This is a genomic window from Nakamurella alba, from assembly GCF_009707545.1.
Taxonomy (GTDB): domain Bacteria; phylum Actinomycetota; class Actinomycetes; order Mycobacteriales; family Nakamurellaceae; genus Nakamurella; species Nakamurella alba.
Genome location: NZ_WLYK01000001.1, coordinates 770,535 through 785,730, shown reverse-complemented (window position 1 = coordinate 785,730; position 15,196 = coordinate 770,535). Strand labels below are relative to the sequence as shown.

The 15,196-nt window shown below is 73.6% G+C and carries 16 protein-coding genes; 8 read left to right on the top strand and 8 right to left on the bottom strand.

Translation table 11 applies throughout. The features are described from left to right. Positions 1-6 precede the first annotated feature (6 nt). The 5 genes from hutI to hutH are packed head-to-tail and all read right to left on the bottom strand — an operon-like array spanning position 7 to position 7,028. Positions 7-1,197, bottom strand: a complete 1,191-nt coding sequence (gene hutI / locus GIS00_RS03475) for an imidazolonepropionase (RefSeq protein WP_154766964.1) — start codon at positions 1,195-1,197, stop codon at positions 7-9. Then, positions 1,194-2,495: a formimidoylglutamate deiminase gene (locus tag GIS00_RS03470; protein WP_322097431.1), complete on the bottom strand. Its 1,302-nt coding sequence runs from the start codon at positions 2,493-2,495 to the stop codon at positions 1,194-1,196. The genes hutI and GIS00_RS03470 overlap by 4 nt, the downstream gene beginning before the upstream one ends. Further along, entirely contained in the window at positions 2,492-3,727 is a 1,236-nt protein-coding gene (locus GIS00_RS03465; protein WP_154766962.1) for an allantoate amidohydrolase, read from the bottom strand. The genes GIS00_RS03470 and GIS00_RS03465 overlap by 4 nt, the downstream gene beginning before the upstream one ends. Further along, positions 3,727-5,427, bottom strand: a complete 1,701-nt coding sequence (gene hutU / locus GIS00_RS03460; RefSeq protein ID WP_322097430.1) for a urocanate hydratase — start codon at positions 5,425-5,427, stop codon at positions 3,727-3,729. Before hutU ends, GIS00_RS03465 begins: the two co-directional genes overlap by 1 nt. Further along, complete coding sequence (gene hutH / locus GIS00_RS03455) at positions 5,424-7,028, bottom strand: histidine ammonia-lyase (protein WP_154766961.1); 1,605 nt, start codon at positions 7,026-7,028, stop codon at positions 5,424-5,426. The genes hutU and hutH overlap by 4 nt, the downstream gene beginning before the upstream one ends. Positions 7,029-7,094: 66 nt before the next feature. On the opposite strand from hutH, the gene GIS00_RS03450 reads away from it, so the two are divergent. The 4 genes from GIS00_RS03450 to GIS00_RS03435 are packed head-to-tail and all read left to right on the top strand — an operon-like array spanning position 7,095 to position 9,667. Beyond that, positions 7,095-7,958 (top strand): IclR family transcriptional regulator, encoded by an 864-nt coding sequence (locus GIS00_RS03450; RefSeq protein ID WP_154766960.1) that lies wholly within the window; start codon positions 7,095-7,097, stop codon positions 7,956-7,958. Between the two features lie 10 nt (positions 7,959-7,968). Further along, complete coding sequence (locus tag GIS00_RS03445) at positions 7,969-8,580, top strand: dTDP-4-dehydrorhamnose 3,5-epimerase family protein (protein WP_154766959.1); 612 nt, start codon at positions 7,969-7,971, stop codon at positions 8,578-8,580. Then, positions 8,577-9,176 carry a histidine phosphatase family protein gene (locus tag GIS00_RS03440; protein WP_322097428.1) on the top strand — a complete coding sequence of 200 codons (600 nt, stop codon included), beginning with the start codon at positions 8,577-8,579 and terminating at the stop codon, positions 9,174-9,176. Before GIS00_RS03445 ends, GIS00_RS03440 begins: the two co-directional genes overlap by 4 nt. Then, positions 9,173-9,667: a GNAT family N-acetyltransferase gene (locus GIS00_RS03435; protein WP_154766958.1), complete on the top strand. Its 495-nt coding sequence runs from the start codon at positions 9,173-9,175 to the stop codon at positions 9,665-9,667. The genes GIS00_RS03440 and GIS00_RS03435 overlap by 4 nt, the downstream gene beginning before the upstream one ends. Here GIS00_RS03435 and GIS00_RS03430 read toward each other — a convergent pair. Further along, on the bottom strand, positions 9,624-10,064 hold the full coding sequence (locus tag GIS00_RS03430) for a hypothetical protein (RefSeq protein ID WP_154766957.1): 441 nt from the start codon (positions 10,062-10,064) through the stop codon (positions 9,624-9,626). The genes GIS00_RS03435 and GIS00_RS03430 overlap by 44 nt on opposite strands. 76 nt (positions 10,065-10,140) lie before the next feature. Here GIS00_RS03430 and GIS00_RS03425 point away from each other — a divergent pair, with 76 nt between their 5' ends. From GIS00_RS03425 to GIS00_RS03415, 3 genes are all read left to right on the top strand, one after another. Beyond that, on the top strand, positions 10,141-11,100 hold the full coding sequence (locus GIS00_RS03425) for a diacylglycerol/lipid kinase family protein (protein ID WP_154767849.1): 960 nt from the start codon (positions 10,141-10,143) through the stop codon (positions 11,098-11,100). Between the two features lie 505 nt (positions 11,101-11,605). Further along, the gene (locus tag GIS00_RS03420; protein WP_154766956.1) at positions 11,606-11,857 is read left to right on the top strand and encodes a WhiB family transcriptional regulator; all 252 of its coding nucleotides are present in this window, start codon (positions 11,606-11,608) and stop codon (positions 11,855-11,857) included. 144 nt (positions 11,858-12,001) lie between these two features. Continuing rightward, positions 12,002-13,081, top strand: coding sequence for an NADH:flavin oxidoreductase/NADH oxidase (locus GIS00_RS03415; protein WP_322097427.1), 1,080 nt, complete (start codon positions 12,002-12,004; stop codon positions 13,079-13,081). A 27-nt stretch (positions 13,082-13,108) separates the two neighbouring features. Here the strand turns inward: GIS00_RS03415 and GIS00_RS03410 are convergent, their stop codons facing one another. Next, positions 13,109-14,653 (bottom strand): sensor histidine kinase, encoded by a 1,545-nt coding sequence (locus GIS00_RS03410; RefSeq protein WP_322097426.1) that lies wholly within the window; start codon positions 14,651-14,653, stop codon positions 13,109-13,111. Between the two features lie 40 nt (positions 14,654-14,693). Continuing rightward, positions 14,694-14,909, bottom strand: coding sequence for a biotin/lipoyl-binding carrier protein (locus GIS00_RS03405; protein WP_154766955.1), 216 nt, complete (start codon positions 14,907-14,909; stop codon positions 14,694-14,696). A 126-nt stretch (positions 14,910-15,035) separates the two neighbouring features. Between GIS00_RS03405 and GIS00_RS29245 the strand changes: the two genes are divergently transcribed. Continuing rightward, a complete protein-coding gene (locus tag GIS00_RS29245; protein WP_407666785.1) occupies positions 15,036-15,110 on the top strand; it encodes a 50S ribosomal protein bL37 in 75 nt (24 codons plus the stop codon). Positions 15,111-15,196 lie beyond the last annotated feature (86 nt).

Genomic DNA, 15,196 nt, shown 5'->3' with positions numbered 1-15,196 from the left:
ACCTCCTCAGGCGACCTGCTTCCCGCGGCGCCAGACGGCGTGGGTGAGGGGCATGCCGACGCGGTAGGCCAGGTGGTCGTGGGACGGCGCGTCGAGCACGTGCAGGTCGGCGAAGGCACCGGGCCGGAGCACCCCGACGTCGGTCAGGCCCAGTGCCGCCGCTCCCCCGGCGGTCGCCGCCCGCACCGCCTCGTCGGCGGTCAGACCGCACTGCAGCACACCGAGCGCCACCACCAGGTTCATCGACGAGGTGTACGAGGTGCCCGGGTTGCAGTTGGAGGCCAGCGCGATCGTCGCGCCGGCGTCGGCGAGCCGGCGGCCGGGGGCGGCCGGCTGCCGGGTGGACAGGTCGCAGGTGGGCAGCAGGGTCGCGACCGTGCTCGACCCGGCCAGCAGGTCGATGTCCTCGTCGGTCAGGTAGGTGCAGTGGTCGACCGAGGTCGCGCCGGCGTCGACCGCCAGCCGCACCCCGGGCCCGTAGCCGAGCTGGTTGCCGTGCACCTTCAGACCCAGGCCGACCCGCTGCCCGGCGGCCAGCACCCGCCGGGAGCGGGCCTCGTCGAAGGCCCCGTCCTCGCAGAACACGTCGATGAAATAACCGCCGGGCGGCCCGGACAAGGCGGCGAGCACGCCGTCCAGCATCTGCCCGCAGACCAGGTCGAGGTAGCCGTCGATGTCGCCGGCGAAATCGGCCGGCACCAGGTGCGCCCCGAGGAACGTGGTGACATCGCAGGTGGCGTCGGCGATCCGGGCCGACCGCACCTCGTCCACGAAGGACAGGCCGTACCCGGTCTTGGTCTCCACGGTGGTGGTGCCGCCGCGCAGCATCTCGGCCAGCCGGGCCTGGACCAGCCCGGTCAACTGCTCGTCGGAGGCCTCCCGGGTGGCGTGCACCGTGGTCATGATGCCGCCGGCCTCGTACGCCTCACCGGCCATCCGGGCGGTGAACTCGGCGGCGCGGTCGCCGTCGAAGACCAGGTGGGTGTGCGAGTCGACCCAGCCCGGCAGCACCGCCCGCCCGCCCACGTCGACCCGCTCGTCGGCGCCGACGTCGGACGCGGACGCTGCGGTTCCTGCCCACAGCACCCTTTCGCCGTCCAGCACCAGCGCCGCGTCCCGGACCACCCCGAGCGGGCCCTCGCCCAGCGCCGGGTCGTTCGTCACCAGCTGCGAGATGCCCTGCACCAGCACCGTCATGCCCACGCCCTCTCGATGGCCCGGGCCAGCAGGGGCCCCGGGTCGCCCCACCGGACATGTACCCCGTCCCGGGCCTGCACCACCCCTGCCGTCACCACCACGCGGACATCGGCCGCGGATGCGGACAGCAGCAGCTGCAGACCCAGCGATCCGGCGGTGCGCACCGACGACCGGTCCAGCGCGACCAGGTCGGCCGGCGCCCCCACCCCGATCCGCCCGGCGGCCGAGCCGATGGCCGCGTGCGAGTCGGCGGTGGCGGCGGTGAGCAGCGCCGACGGTGCGAAGTGCCCGCGCCGGCCGGTGGCCAGCCGCTCGCCGTATTCCAGTCCCCGGGCCTGCGCGATCGGGTCGATCTGCACGTGCTGGTCGCTGCCCAGCGCCAGCCGCACCCCGGATGCGGCCAGATCGCCGGCCCGGGGCAGCCCGTCCGCCAGGTCCGCCTCGGTGCTCGGGCAGATGACCGCGGTGGCGCCGGCCGCGCCCAGCAGCGCGATGTCGGCGTCGGTGAGGTGGGTGGCGTGCACCGCGGCCAGCCGGGGCGAGAGCACCCCGGCATCGGCCAGCAGGCCGGTCGGCGTGCGGCCGGTGGCGGCCAGGCAGGCGTCGTTCTCGGCCGGTTGCTCGGACAGGTGCACGTGCACCACGCGGTCCCCGGCCGCCGCGGCGACCGCACCCAGATCGGTCGGCGGGACGGCACGGACCGAGTGGATCGCCACCCCGCTGCGCACCGAGTCCGGCAGTGCCCCGACCCGCTCGGCCCAGGCCTGTACCGTGCCGTCGGAGAAGCGCCGCTGCGACGGACCGACCGGTTGGCCGAAACCCCCGGCCAGGTAGGCGACGTCGAGCAGGGTGACCTGCAGCCCGGCGGCCCGGCCGGCCTCGGACACGGCCAGCCCCATCAGGTTCGGGTCGGCGTACGGGGCCCCGCCGGGACCGTGGTGCAGGTAGTGGAACTCGCCGACGGCGGTCACCCCGGCGCAGACCATCTCCACGTAGGCGGCCAGCGCCAGCTCGTACAGCCGGTCCGGGTCCAGCCGGTCGGCCAGCGTGTACATGCGGTCCCGCCAGGTCCAGAAGCTGCCGCCCTCGTCGTGGGTGCGGCCGCGCAGGCCGCGGTGGAAGACGTGCGAGTGCGCGTCGGCGAAGGCGGGCACCACCAGCCCGGGCAGCCACTCGTCGACCGGTGCCGCACCCGGCCCGCGGCTGATCGCGGTGATGATCCCGTCGGTGGCCGAGATGTCCACGTCCGGGACCACCTCGCCGTCGAGCACTGCGGCGGCGCAACGGAACACCGTCACCGGAGCTGGACCTCCAGGGCGTCCGCCAGCGCCTCGACACCGGTGATGCAGTCGGCGGTCTCGGCGTGCTCGCCGGGGGCGTGCGAGATTCCGGTCGGGTTGCGGACGAAGAGCATCGCGCTCGGCACGTGCGCGGCCAGCACACCCGCGTCGTGGCCGGCACCGGTGGGCACGATCGGCGCGCCGAGCTGCTCGGCGAGCTGCATCGCCAGGCCGGGGTCGAAGTCCACCCGGTCCGACATCGACTCCCGGTGCACGGTCAGCGCGCAGCCCTCCAGCGCGGCCTCCTCGCGTACCGCGGCGACGATCTCGTCGACCAGCTCACCGGTCGCCGCACCGTCGAGATACCGCGCGTCCAGCCAGACGTCGACCCGGGAGGCGATGACGTTGGTGCCGCCCGGCACCGGCTGGATCCGGCCGACGGTGGCCACCGCGCCGGGTCGCGCGGTGATCGCCCGGCGGGCGGCGAGCACGGTCGCGGCGGCCGGGATCATCGGGTCGTGCCGGTCGTCGGCGACGGTGGTGCCGGCGTGGTTGCCCTCACCGGTCAGGCTCAGCCGCCACCGGCCGTGGGCGACGATCTCCGACCCGACCCCGATCGCCGCGGGGGCCCCGGCCGGGCTCGCCGACTTCAGCAACCGGCCCTGCTCGACGTGCAGCTCGATGAAGCTGCCGATCATCGCGACCCGTTCCGGGTCCGGCCCCATGTGCGCCGGGTCGACGCCGGCCCGGCGGGCCGCCTCGGCGAGGGTCTGCCCGGCACCGTCGTGCAGCCGGCGCACCTGGTCGGCGTCCACCGCACCGGTCATCAGCCGGGATCCCAGGCAGGCCAGGCCGAACCGGCCGCCCTCTTCCTCGGTGAAGCAGGCCACCGCCAGCGGCCGGGTGGGTCGCACCCCGCGCACCCGCAGCTCGTCCACCGCCAGCAGCGCGGACACCACGCCGAGCGGGCCGTCGAAGGCACCGCCGCCGGGCACCGAGTCCAGGTGCGACCCGGTGACCACGGCACCCGCCCCCGGCGTGCCCCACCAGGCCCAGACGTTGCCGTTGCGGTCGGTCTCCACGTCCAGCCCGCGGCGCTGCGCCTGGGCGGTGAACCACTCGCGCAGGTGCAGGTCCGCGTCGTCGAAGCCGTGCCGGGAGTACCCGCCGCGCAACCGGTCCCGGCCGATCACCGCGAGATCGGACCACAGCGAGGCGAACCGGGACGGCTCCACCGGCGGGGTGCGCATCAGGAGTCCTGTGCCGACTGGGCCATGGGTACCTGGATGCCGACCTTCTCCGCCGCGGCGGACGCCTCCGGGTAGCCGGCGTCGACGTGCCGCAGCACACCCATCGCCGGGTCGTTGGTCAGCACCCGCTCGACCTTCTGCGCGGCCAGCTCGGTGCCGTCGGCCACGGTGACCTGGCCGGCGTGGATGGACCGGCCGATGCCGACCCCGCCGCCGTGGTGGATGGACACCCAGGTGGCGCCGGAGGCGGTGTTGACCAGGGCGTTGAGCAGCGGCCAGTCGGCGATCGCGTCCGATCCGTCGGCCATCGACTCGGTCTCCCGGTACGGCGAGGCGACCGACCCGGAGTCCAAATGGTCCCGGCCGATGACCACCGGCGCGGACAGTTCGCCGGAGGCCACCATCTCGTTGAACCGCAGGCCGGCCAGGTGCCGCTCCCCCGCGCCCAGCCAGCAGATCCGGGCCGGCAGGCCCTGGAAGGCGATCTTTTCCGGGGCCAGCCGCATCCAGCGCTGCAGACCCTCGTTCTCCGGGAACATCTCGATGATCGCCCGGTCGGTGGCGTGGATGTCGGCCGGGTCGCCGGACAGCGCCGCCCAGCGGAACGGCCCCTTGCCCTCGCAGAACAGCGGCCGGATGTAGGCCGGGACGAACCCCGGGAAGTCGAAGGCCCGCTCGTAGCCGGCCAGCTGCGCCTCGCCGCGGATGGAGTTGCCGTAGTCGAAGACCTCGGCACCGGCGTCCGCGAAGCCGACCATCGCCTCCACGTGCGCGGCCATCGAGACCCGGGACCGGTCGGTGAACTCGTCGGGCTTGGCCCGGGCGTAGTCGTGCCAGTCCTCCAGCGACACCCCGGTCGGCAGGTACCACAGCGGGTCGTGCGCGCTGGTCTGGTCGGTGACGATGTCGACCTCGACGCCGCGGCGCAGCAGCTCCGGCAGGATCTCGGCGGCGTTGCCGATGACGCCGACGGACAGCGCCTTCCGGTCCTTCTTGGCCGCGAGCACCAGCTCCAGCCCGGCATCCAGCGAGTCGGCGACGACGTCCAGGTAGCGGGTCTCCACCCGGCGGCGGGCGCGGTGCGGATCCACCTCGATGCACAGCACGGCGCCGCCGTTGAGGGTGACGGCCAGCGGCTGGGCGCCGCCCATGCCGCCGAGACCCGCGGTCACGGTAAGGGTCCCGGCCAGCGACCCGCCACTGTGTTGATGCCGACCAGAGGCCGCGAGCTTGGTGGCCACCGCACCGAAGGTCTCGTAGGTGCCCTGCACGATGCCCTGACTGCCGATGTAGATCCACGATCCGGCGGTCATCTGGCCGTACATGGTCAGCCCCATCGCCTCCAGCCGGCGGAACTCCGGCCAGGTGGCCCAGTCACCGACCAGGTTCGAGTTGGCGATCAGCACGCGGGGCGCCCACTCGTGGGTGCGCAGCACACCGACCGGCCGGCCGGACTGCACCAGCAGGGTCTCGTCCTGCTCGAGATCGGTGAGCTCCCGCGAGATCGCGTCGAAGGACGCCCAGTCCCGGGCGGCCCGGCCGGTGCCGCCGTAGACCACCAGGTTGTCCGGGTCCTCGGCCACGTCCGGGTCGAGGTTGTTCTGCAGCATCCGCAGCGGCGCCTCGGTGGCCCACGACTTCGCGGTCAGCGTGGTGCCGCGGGCGGCGCGGACGGGACGGGCTCCGGGGAGGGCGGTCACGGGGTCTCCTTCGCATCGGGGACGAACAGGGTCGGGCTCTGGTTCGGGGACTGCAGGGCTCCGGTGGCGAGCAGGTCCACCACGGCGTCGATCTCGGCGGCCAGGTGCCGGTCGGGTCCGGGACCGTCGACCCGGGTGCGCACCAGGTCGCGCACCGCGCCGGTGACCGGGCCCGGCACCAGCGGCGCACGGAGGTCGAGAGCCCTGGCCGCGGTGAGGATCTCGACCGCCAGCACGCGGCGCAGCCCGTCCACGCCGCGGCGCAGCTTGCGGGCGGCATGCCAGCCGAGGGACACGTGGTCCTCCTGCATGGCCGAGGACGGGATCGAGTCGACGGAGGCGGGGACGGCGAGCCGCTTGAGCTCGGCGACGATTCCGGCCTGGGTGTACTGGGCGATCATGTGGCCGGAGTCGACGCCGACCTCGTGGGCCAGGAACGGCGGCAGCCCGTGCGAGCGGGCCGGGTCCAGCATCCGGTCGGTGCGGCGTTCGGAGATCGAGGCGACGTCGGCGACCGGGATGGCCAGGAAGTCCAGCACCGCGGCGACCGGGGCGCCGTGGAAGTTGCCGTTGGACTCCACCCGGCCGTCCGGCAGCACCACCGGGTTGTCCACCGCGGACGCCAGCTCGCGACCGGCGATCATCGCGGCGTGCGCGTGGGTGTCGCGCGCCGAGCCGTGCACGGCCGGGGCGCAGCGCAGCGAGTAGGCGTCCTGCACCCGGGTGTCCTCCGGACCGGCGTGCGAGGCGACGATCGGTGACCCGGCCAGTGCGCCGGCCATTTGGGCCGCCGAGATCCCTTGCCCCACCTGGGGTCGCAGCGCGGCGAGGTCGGCGGCGAACACCCGGTCGGTGCCCAGCAGGGCCTCCACGCTCATCGCGGCGGCGAGGTCGGCGACGTCCAGCAGCGCCTCCAGGTCGGCCAGCGCCAGCAGCAGCTGGCCGAGCATGCCGTCGGTGCCGTTGATGAGGGCCAGACCCTCCTTCTCGGCGAGCACCACCGGGGTGAGCCCGGCGGCCGGCAACGCCTGTGCCGCCGGCAGCACCGTGCCCTCCCGGTCGACCACCTGCCCCTCGCCGATCAGCGCCAGGGCGACGGCGGACAGCGGGGCGAGATCACCGGAGCAGCCCAGGGATCCGTACTCCGGCACCAGCGGGGTGAGGCCGGAGTTGAGCAGGTCGGCATAGGCGGTGGCGGTGGCCGGCCGGATCCCGGTGCGGCCGGTGGCGAGGGTGGACAGCCGGAGCAGCATCATCGCCCGGACCACCTCGGTCTCCACCGGGGTGCCGGTGCCCGCGGCGTGCGAGCGGATCAGCGAGACCTGCAGCGCCTGCCGGCGGGCGGTGTCGATCTGCACGGTGGCCAGCGCGCCGAAGCCGGTGGAGATGCCGTAGTGCGGTGCGCTGTCCCCGGCCAGCCGGTCGACGACCGCGCGGGTGGCGGCGATCCCGGCCAGCGCGTCCTCCGACAGCACCACCCGGGCCCCGTCCCGGGCCACCGCGACGACCTGGGCCGGGGTGACCGGACCGATGCCCACCGTCACGGTGGCTCCGGCGAGGTCGGTGGAGGGCTGCTCGAACGGAGGCTTCACGGGCACCATTCCACTCCTCCGGACGGCACCCTGCCCAGTGCCGCCGCCGCGGAACTGTCCGGTATACCGGACATCATGAGCACCTCGGACCCGGCAGACGCAAGCGGACCTGCCGGACCCGCCCCCGCACTGCGCCGTGGGCTGGCGGTGCTGTCCCTGCTGGCCGCCCGGCCGTCACCGCTGTCGGCGGCGGCCATCGCGCGGGAACTCGGGCTGCCCCGGTCCACCACCTACGAACTGCTGCACGAGCTGGCGGCCGCCGGTTTCGCCGCCCATCTCGGGCCGCAGCGCCGCTGGGGCCTCGGCGTCGCCGCCTTCGAGATCGGCAGCGCCTACCAGCGGGCGGATCCGTTGACCCGGGTCGGCACCCCGGTCCTGGTGCGTCTGGCCCGGACCACCGGCGGGACCGCACAGCTGGGCGTGCTGCACGGCGCCGAGACGCTCTACCTGGCGAAGGAGCAGCCGGACCGGGCCGGCCGGACGGCATCCCCGCCGACCCTGGTCACCGACGTCGGGGTGCGGCTGCCCGGGCAGCTCACCGCGACCGGGCTGTCGATCCTGGCCGGCCTGCCCGCCGAGCAGGTCCGGGCGCTCTTCCCCTCCGCCGACCGGTTCGTGATGCGGACCGCCCGCGGTCCGGCGGACCCGGCGGCGCTGCGCGCCCGGCTGGCCGCCGTCCGCCGCCGGGGGTGGGCCGACGAGGACTGCCAGGTCTCCCCCGGCACCGCCTCGGTGGCCGCCGCCGTGCACGACCACTCCGGCCGGCCGCTGGCGGCGGTCGGGGTGACCGTGCGGCACCGCTGCCCGGCACCGGACGACCCGGTCGGCTGCGGCACCGACCTGGCCGGGCCGGCGGGTCTGGCCGCCGCCGTGCAGGAGGCAGCGCGATCGGTCACAGCGGCCATCGGCGGGCGATGGCCCGGCACCCATGCCGGATAGCATTCCGGCCATGCAGGTACGGGAGCTGGCGATGGCCGGCGCATACGAGTTCACGCCGGTGCAGCACGGCGACGACCGCGGTCTTTTCCTCGAATGGTTCAAGGTGGAGAAGTTCCTGGGCGCCGCGGGTCACCCGCTGACCCTGGCCCAGGCCAACATGTCGGTGTCGAAGGCGGGCAGCCTGCGCGGCATCCACTTCGCCGACGTGCCGCCCGGTCAGGCCAAGTACGTCACCTGCCCGGCGGGTGCGGTCGTCGACTTCATCATCGACATCCGGGTCGGTTCGCCGACCTTCGGCGCCGTGGACGCCGTCCGGCTGGACACCGTCGACCGGCGCGCGGTCTACCTGGCCGAAGGACTCGGCCACGCCTTCCTCGCACTCGAGGACGGCAGCACCCTGACCTACCTGTGCTCCACCGGCTACAGCCCCGGACGCGAGCACGGGATCAACCCGCTGGACCCGGGTATCGGCCTGCCTTTGGACGGGCTGCTGCCGGCGGGTGTCGAGTACACCCTGTCCGACAAGGACGCCCAGGCACCGTCGCTCGAGGAGGCCCGGCTCGCCGGGTTGCTGCCGACCTGGGACGCCTGCCAGGAGTACATCGCCACGCTCGCCCCGTGAGCGGGCCGCGCATCGCGCTGATCCGGCACGGGCAGACCGAGTGGAGTGCCTCCGGGCAGCACACCTCGACCACCGACATCGATCTGACCGCCGAAGGCGTGCAGCAGGCCGGTGCGGTGGCGGGGATGCTGACCGGGCTCGAGCTCGCCCCCCGCACGGTGCTGGTGAGCCCGCGGCTGCGGGCCCGGCGCACCGCGGAGCTGGCGGGTCTGACCCCGACCGCTGTGCTGGACGACCTGGCCGAGTGGGACTACGGCAGCTACGAGGGCCTGACCAGCGCGCAGATCCACCAGGACCGGCCCGGCTGGTCGATCTTCACCGACGGCGCCCCGGGCGGGGAATCACCGGAGCAGACGACGGCGCGGGCCGACCGGGCCCTCGCCGCGGCCCGGGCGGCGCTGGCCGACGGTGACGTCGCGCTGGTCTGCCACGGGCACATCTCCCGGGTGCTGGCCGTCCGCTGGGTGGGGCTCCCGGTGGCGACCGGGTCCCTGCTGGCGATGAGCCCGGCCGCGATCACGGTGCTCGGCACCTACCGCGGCGACCCGATCATCGACCACGCCAACGTGGTCCCGTTCGTCGGAGGCCCGGCATGACCGACCCACGGATCACCGCTGCCACCCCGGCCGACGTGCCGGCGATCGTGGGCATGGTGCACGAGCTGGCCGCCTATGAGAAGCTGCCGCAGGACTGCCATCTCGAGGAGTCGCAGCTGACCGCCGCGCTGTTCGGCGACTCCCCGGCCGCGTTCGCGCTGGTCGCCCGGGAGACCGGTGGCCGGGACCCGGTGGGGTTCGCGCTGTGGTTCCTCAACTTCTCCACCTGGGAGGGCGTGCACGGCATCTACCTGGAGGATCTCTACGTGCAGCCCGGCGCCCGGGGGTCCGGGCTGGGCAAGGCGCTGCTGGTCCGGCTGGCCGAGATCGCGGTGGAGCGCGGCTACGCCCGGGTGGAGTGGTCGGTGCTGGACTGGAACACCCCGTCCATCGACTTCTACCGGGCCTTCGGCGCCGTCCCGTTGGAGGGCTGGACCACCTACCGGCTCACCGGCCCGGCTCTGGCCCGAAGAGGCTCGGGAACCGACTGATCCAGTCGTTGGCCTGTTTCGTGAGCAGCAGGCCGCCGGTCGCGACGGCGAGCACGATCAGCCCGAGGCCGGGCAGCAGCTGCCCGCTGGGCACCGCCAGGTAGAAGCCGATCGCGCCGACGATGATCTGCAGCACGATCACCGGCGTGCGGCCCCAGCGGCGACCGCGCAGCAGGCCGGCGGCACACACCGCCATGGCCAGCGCCAGCACGACGAAGTAGGCACCCTGGGCGAGCAGCTGGCCGACGTCGGCGTCGTTGCCCAGCCCGCTGATCACCATGATCACCGCCAGCACCACCACCGCCGCCGCCTGCACCAGCACGGAGACCCCGGCGATGCGCACCGGGGTGGGCGGCGGGATGGACACCGGGGGCGGATCGACGGGTTGCTGCGGCACCCGGTCAGCCTAGGTGCCCCGAGATCGTCGGCGCCTCGTCCCCGCCGCATAAGGTCGGGGGACCATGTCGGATCCGCTGCGCGCCGTGCTCGTCGTCAACCCGCACGCGACGTCCACCACCGGACGTCGCCGGGACCTGCTCGCCCACGCCCTGGCCTCCGAGCTGCGATTGGCCGTCGAGCAGACCAACGGCCGCGGGCACGCGAGCGAGCTGGCGGCCCGGGCCACCGAGGCCGGCGCCGACCTGGTGGTGGTGCACGGCGGCGACGGCACGGTCAACGAGGTGGTCAACGGGATCATGAAGGCGGGTACCGGGACCCGGCCGATGATCGCGGTGGTGCCCGGCGGATCGACCAACGTGTTCGCCAGGGCACTGGGCGTCGACCCGGACCCGACGGGAGCCACCGAGCAGATCCTGGAGGCGCTGGCCGAGCGCCGGCTCCCCCGGCGGATCTCCCTCGGGCTGGCCGACGACCGCTACTTCACCTTCAACGCCGGACTGGGTCTGGACGCGGAGGTGGTGCACGCCGTCGAGGAGGTGCGCGGATCGGGCCGGGCGATCTCCAACTCGCTGCACGTCCGGAAGACGCTGCGGCACTACCTGACCGGCCACGGCCGGACCGCCCGGCTCACCCTGGAGCTGCCCGGCCGGGAGCCGATCCCCGGCGTGCACCTGGCCTTCGTGTCCAACGTCGATCCCTGGACCTACTGGGAGAAGCGGGCCATCCGCACCAATCCCGGCACCACCGCCGACGGCGGGCTCGGCGTGTTCGCGCTCACATCGATGAAGGTGCCGACCGTCGCCCGGGTGGTCGGCCAGTTGCTGCGCAGCGGCGAGGCCCCTCCGCGTGCCGGGGCACTGATCCGTGAGGACGACGTTCCCTCGGCGCACGTGCGCTGCAGCGAGCCGGTGGGGCTGCAGGTCGACGGCGACTACCTGGGCACCCGGAGCGAGGTGCGGTTCCGCAGCGTGCCGGGCGCACTGGGACTGTTCGGCCCGCCGGCGGAGACGGACACCCCGGCCGCCGGCGACTAGGTGCACCGGGATCCGGCAATTCCGACACCGTTATCCACCGGAACTACCTGGATCTTCCCGAAATGGCCGAAGCGGCCCAACCCGGTCGATTGCACAACAGACCGGTTCACATCACCTGACCGGGGTCCCGTGAGGCTTCGGTGACGGCACGGCGGTCGGAACGGGCCCGCACCGACCGCACCCTCCGTGGTGCGCTGACCCTCCGTCGTCGGACCGGCGCCCAACCGGATGAATTTCCTCGTCTGAATCGTTCCGAACTGGCATCATGGAGGGCCGGGTCGCCAGCCGGTCGCCCGCCCGTCACGCGGACGTGAGGTGCGTAACCTCATCGTCATGAACCCTTGACATCCCCGTGTCACGTGAAACGATGGATGCAACAGGGACAGCGGGAACCCACCACAGCATGTGATACAGCCGGACGAGGTCTGTCGGGCGCGGGATCGTGTGCTCGAAGCCTTCCGGCGAGACAAAGCCGGACATCCAATTCAGAAGGAGTCACCACACCATGGACTGGCGCCACCGCGCAATCTGTCGCGACGAGGATCCGGAGCTGTTCTTCCCCGTGGGGAACTCCGGTCCGGCGCTGCTGCAGATCACGGACGCGAAGGCGGTCTGCCAGCGGTGCCCCGTCACCAGCGAGTGCCTCTCGTGGGCCATCGAGACCGGCCAGGACGCCGGCGTCTGGGGCGGGATGAGCGAGGACGAGCGTCGCGCCCTCAAGCGTCGCCGCGCGCGGGCCCGCGCCCGCAGCCTGTAAGCAGCACCGCGCAGCATCACTGCACGTCACAGCACCGCCCGATTCCACCCGGAATCGGGCGGTGTTGCGTTTCGGGCCTGTGCATCACGACACACCGGACGCTGCAGGGGGAATCGGGCGGTCGCCGGCCGGATTGCTCCTGGGGTGAGCCTGCTGCTGGAACCCCTGACCCTGCGTGGCACCACCCTGCCGAACCGGATGGTGCTGTCCCCGATGTGCCAGTACAGCGTGACCGCGCAGGACGGTGTGCCCACCGACTGGCACCTGGTGCACCTCGGTGCCCGCGCGGCCGGCGGGTTCGGCACGGTGCTCGCCGAGGCGACCGCGGTCCGGGCCGACGGCCGGATCTCGCCGCAGGACACCGGACTGTGGAACGAGGAGCAGGTGGCCGGCTGGCGCCGGATCACCGACTTCGTCCGGCAGCAGGGCGCCGTACCGGGGGTCCAGCTCGCCCATGCCGGCCGGAAGGCCTCCACCTACCCACCGTTCGCCGGCACCGCCGGCTCGGTACCCACGGCCGACGGCGGCTGGGGCACGGTCGGCCCGGGCCGGGAGCCGTTCGGCGACCTGGCGACCCCCGCGGCGCTGGACCGGGCCGGCATCGCGGCGATCGTCGAGGCGTTCGCGGACTCGGCCGTCCGGGCGGTACGCGCCGGGTTCGGGGTGATCGAACTGCACGGTGCCCACGGGTACCTGCTGCACCAGTTCCTGTCCCCGCTGTCCAACACCCGCACCGATGCCTACGGCGGCAACCTGGCCGGCCGCAGCCGACTGCTGGCCGAGGTCGTCGACGCCGTCCGCGCCCGCATCCCGGACGAGATGCCGCTGCTGGTGCGGCTGTCCGGCACAGACTGGGTCGACGGCGGCTGGACGATCGAGGACACCGTCGCGCTGGCCCGGCGGATCGGGCCGCTCGGCGTCGACCTGTTCGACGTCTCCAGCGGTGGGAACTCCCCCACCGCACAGATCCCGGTGGGACCGGGATACCAGGTGCCGCTGGCGGAGCGGGTCCGGCACGGCGCGCAGGTGGCGACCGGCGCCGTCGGCCTGATCACCACCGCGGCCGGGGCCGAACAGGTGCTGGCCCACGGATCCGCCGACCTGGTGCTGATCGGCCGCGCCGCGCTGCGCGACCCGGCCTGGCCGCAGCGGGCGGCCGCCGACCTGGGGCACCCGGAGCGGGTGCACTACCCGGACCAGTACCTGCGCGGCGCCTGGCGCTGACCGCCCGCACTCGGGGGCGGGAACGTGTCAGTGCCGCGAGCGCAACGGAACCCGGATCAGCACCTCGGTGCCGGGCTGGTCGTCGCGGCGGCGCAAGGTGATGGTGCCGGAGAGCTCCGAGTCGACCAGGGTGCGGACGATCTGCAGTCCCAGGCCGGAGGCCCGTTCCAGGGAGAACCCGACCGGCAGGCCGACGCCGTCGTCGACCACCCGGACGTCGAGCTGACGGGCCGACCGCTCGACACCGATCACCACCTCGCCGTCCTGCCGGGTCGGCCGGTAGCCGTGCTCCAGCGCGTTCTGCACCACCTCGGCCAGCACCATGACCAGCGGAGTGGCACGGTCCGCGCCGAGGGTGCCGAAGCTGCCGATCCGCCGCACCCGGGCCCGGATCTCGGCCGAGGCGATGTCGACGATCATCGGCACCAGCCGGTCGACGATCTGGTCCAGGTCGACCCGGTCGTCGGCCGAGGTGGACAGGGTGTCGTGGACCAGGGCGATCGAGGAGACCCGGCGCACCGACTCGAGCAGCGCCGCGCGGACCGCCGGCTCCCGGGAGCGCCGGGACTGCAGCCGGAGCAGGGCCGCCACGGTCTGCAGGTTGTTCTTCACCCGGTGGTGGATCTCCCGGATGGTCGCGTCCTTCGACAACAGCGCACGGTCCCGGCGGCGCACCTCGGTGACGTCGCGGACCAGCACCAGGGCACCGTGCGGGCGGTTGAGCGGGCGCAGCGGCAGGGCACGGAACAGCACCGTGGCCGCCCGCACCTCGACCTCCATGCGCAGGCTCGGCCGGCCCTGGACCGCACCGGAGATACGGGCCGCGAGCTCCGCGGCGTCGAACGGGTCGGCGACCAGCCGCCGCGTCACCGCGGCCAGGTCGGCGCCGACCAGGGAGCCGGTGAGGTTCATCCGGTGATAGGCGGAGAGGGCGTTCGGGCTGACGTAGACGACCCGGCCGTCGGCGTCCAGCCGGACCAGCCCGTCACCGGCGCGCGGGCCGGTGTGCATCTCGCCGGTCTGCTCCTTCGGTGGGAAGCTGCCGTCCACCACCATCTGGAACAGGTCGTCCGCGGCATCGATGTACGCCGTCTCCAGCAGCGACGCCTCCCGGCCGACCAGGCTGCCGGTGTCCCGGCTCAGCATGGCGACGACCTCGTCGCCGAACAGCACCGGCCGCACCTCGCGGTGGTAGGTGCGGGCGCGGCCGGCCTCGAAGTGGATGCGCGGCGGGTCGATGCCCTGCACCTCGGTGATGGTGCGGCCGCTGCTCCGGGACTCCTCCAGGGTGAAGGCGTCCTCGCCGGTCATCACGTCGGCGACCAGGTCGTCCGGGTGCACCGTGGTACCGGTGGTCGGCCGCACCTGGGCCACGCAGACCCAGGACGTGCCGGCACCGGTCCCGCTGCCGTCCGTCTGCGGCTCGGCGCGCTCCTCCGGCACCCACAGCAGCAGGTCGGAGAAGGACATGTCGGCCAGCAGCTGCCATTCGGACACCAGTCGCTGCAGGTGCGCGACGGTGGCGCCGGGCAGCGCGGTGTGCTCGGCCAGCAGGTCGGAGAGGGTGGACACGGCTCCGCCGGCCTATCGGTGGCTCACGGGACGGCCAGGTTCAGGAGATCTCGGCGATCAGGTCGCCCTCCTGGACCACCTGGCCCTCGGCGACCGCGACGGCGGTGACGGTGCCGTCGACCTCGGCCAGGACCGGGATCTCCATCTTCATGGACTCCAGGATCACCAGGGTGTCCCCGTCGGCGACCGTGTCACCCACGGCGACCAGCACCTTCCAGACGTTGGCCACCATCTCGGCGTGTACTTGCTCGGCCATGGACCTCGAGTCCTCCTGTCGGACACATCGGCGTTCCCGGCCGCCATCCTCGCACGGCCCGGCGGACGGCCCGGACATGGCACGATGGACGACGCGTCACAGCCCTCTCGCAGATCGGAGAAGCACATGGGAAAGCGTGCACGGAAGAAGAAGGCCCGTAAGGGCTCCGGCGCGAACCACGGCAAGCGCCCCAACTCCTGATCCGGCGGCCGCGGCACCTGCTCGCGGCCACCCGATACGGATACGCGGAACGCCCCGGGACCTGGACGGTCCCGGGGCGTTCCCGT

Excerpts from the sequence above, each read along its gene's own strand:
- hutI (WP_154766964.1), bottom strand. The coding sequence starts at position 1,197 with ATGACGGTGCTGGTGCAGGGCATCTCGCAGCTGGTGACGAACGACCCG.
- GIS00_RS03465 (WP_154766962.1), bottom strand. The coding sequence starts at position 3,727 with ATGCGCACCCCGCCGGTGGAGCCGTCCCGGTTCGCCTCGCTGTGGTCC.
- hutH (WP_154766961.1), bottom strand. The coding sequence starts at position 7,028 with ATGGTGCCCGTGAAGCCTCCGTTCGAGCAGCCCTCCACCGACCTCGCC.
- GIS00_RS03450 (WP_154766960.1), top strand. The coding sequence starts at position 7,095 with ATGAGCACCTCGGACCCGGCAGACGCAAGCGGACCTGCCGGACCCGCC.
- GIS00_RS03445 (WP_154766959.1), top strand. The coding sequence starts at position 7,969 with ATGCAGGTACGGGAGCTGGCGATGGCCGGCGCATACGAGTTCACGCCG.
- GIS00_RS03435 (WP_154766958.1), top strand. The coding sequence starts at position 9,173 with ATGACCGACCCACGGATCACCGCTGCCACCCCGGCCGACGTGCCGGCG.
- GIS00_RS03420 (WP_154766956.1), top strand. The coding sequence starts at position 11,606 with ATGGACTGGCGCCACCGCGCAATCTGTCGCGACGAGGATCCGGAGCTG.
- GIS00_RS03405 (WP_154766955.1), bottom strand. The coding sequence starts at position 14,909 with ATGGCCGAGCAAGTACACGCCGAGATGGTGGCCAACGTCTGGAAGGTG.